Origin of the sequence: Globicatella sanguinis NBRC 15551 (assembly GCF_001552295.1) — a bacterium.
Lineage (GTDB): Bacteria > Bacillota > Bacilli > Lactobacillales > Aerococcaceae > Globicatella > Globicatella sanguinis.
Window position 1 is genome coordinate 1 of sequence record NZ_BCQX01000221.1, and the last position, 1,269, is coordinate 1,269.

1 protein-coding gene is annotated in these 1,269 nt (G+C 37.9%); it reads right to left on the bottom strand.

What is annotated here, in order from left to right; translation table 11 throughout:
- Positions 1-85: 85 nt before the first annotated feature.
- Positions 86-1,228 carry an RNA-guided endonuclease TnpB family protein gene (locus GSA01S_RS10210; RefSeq protein ID WP_066127291.1) on the bottom strand — a complete coding sequence of 381 codons (1,143 nt, stop codon included), beginning with the start codon at positions 1,226-1,228 and terminating at the stop codon, positions 86-88.
- Positions 1,229-1,269 lie beyond the last annotated feature (41 nt).

Below are 1,269 nucleotides of genomic sequence, written 5' to 3' on the forward strand. Positions count from 1 at the left end.
TGAACTACAACGCCATTAAAATGGCGTGTTTCTAGGAACACTCATGACTTGTTCCGCTTATTTCAAAGCAAAACAGCGGTCTAAGCTATTTAACTAAGGCCTGTTCCAGGCCAATATTTAATATATTTTTAGCTGCGTTGATATCTCTATCGTGATGCATATTACACTTCGTACAAGTCCAATGACGTATATTTAACGCTTTTTTACCGCTATCATATCCGCAATTGGAACATTTTTGTGACGTCTTGTACGGATTAATCGCTACAAATGTCTTATCATACATTTCGCACTTTGCCTCTAGGATTGTTCTAAACATCCGCCAGGATTGGCCAGCGATCGAACGAGCTAATTGATGATTTTTCATCATATTAGTCGTCTTTAAGTCCTCTAGTACGATAACGTCATAACTTTTAACCATATCGGTTGTGATTTTATGAATGTAATCCTTACGGATGTTCTTGATACGTTGATGAATACGGGCAACTTGGCGTTTGGCTTGCTGGTAGTTTTTCGCATCCACTAAAGCTACACCGTTCTTTTTGGCTTGTAAACGTCTACGGGCCATTCGCTTTTCCCAATAATGTAATTGTTTTTTATAAGACAAATGCAGTCGCTGACTTTGATATTTTTGACCATCAGACGTAATAGCTAAATCATTTACACCTAAATCGACACCGACTACATTCCCTGTTTTGGGCATTGCTTGATTATCGCTTGTGACCAAAAGAGAGAGATAGTAGTCGCCACTAGGTGTATATTTAACGGTGACAGATTTTATGCGTTCATTCTCAATGTGAAGCACACTTGACTTACATTTTACCCAACCTAACTTGGGTAATTTAATATACCGTTGATTATCATTGAAACGAATGTTGTTGCCACGTATGGTACTTAAATACGACTGTTTGGTGTTCTTCTTTGATTTGAATTTTGGGTATTTTGAATAACCTTTAAAAAACCGAACAAAAGTTTCGGATAAGCGTTTAACACTACATTGAACAGCTACGCTATCAACTTCACGCAACCAGGGATATTCCTTCTTCATTTGCGGAATAAGAGCGGATAACGCATTATAAGACAGCATCTGAAGGTCAGGATTGTTTTCATACCGCGCATTCAACATGGCCAACATTTCGTTCCAGATGAACCGGGTATGACCAAAGGTCATATGAATTAACTGACGCTGTTTTTCGTTAGGATAGATCTTACACTCAATTCCTTGATACATGTTTTCACCCCCTTGTTTTTATAGATATATTATACCATACA

What these genes read in the sequence shown, in the direction of transcription:
- GSA01S_RS10210 (WP_066127291.1), bottom strand. Translation starts at nt 1,228, where the DNA reads ATGTATCAAGGAATTGAGTGTAAGATCTATCCTAACGAAAAACAGCGT.